The organism is Neobacillus drentensis (assembly GCF_036962765.1).
Classification (GTDB): domain Bacteria; phylum Bacillota; class Bacilli; order Bacillales; family Cytobacillaceae; genus Neobacillus; species Neobacillus drentensis_C.
In genome coordinates, this window is record NZ_JBALOS010000296.1 from 3,857 (window position 1) to 4,223 (window position 367).

General features: G+C 29.2%; 1 pseudogene. It reads left to right on the forward strand.

Features of this window, described 5'->3' with window-relative positions:
- Positions 1-367: pseudogene (locus tag V7137_RS27385) on the forward strand (hypothetical protein); the annotation flags it as partial.

Consider the following 367-nt stretch of genomic DNA (forward strand, 5'->3'; position numbering starts at 1 on the left):
AGAAAAAAATGTTTCAAGTTTAGAACTTATTTGGAATCAAGCATTACAAAATTTAGATGCTTGGGTTGAACGTGAGACAATTCGTGAGGACAATCTTCTAAAAACTGCACAACTTTTTGCTGAAAATGTTAAACGGAATCAATCTAATTTAAAGGAACTTGTAAACCAATTTTCAAAGGAATTATCTGATTGGGAAAAAACTTCAAGAGAAGAGTTATTAACAGCAACGATAAACTTGCAGACCTTTTTTCCTATTAAATCATATGAGGAAATCAATGATAATCTTGATAAAATACACAATAAATCTTCAGAGATGATCTCAAGTCCTTTAACCAAATTAGCAAATAATGAATTTGTAGATCAATAT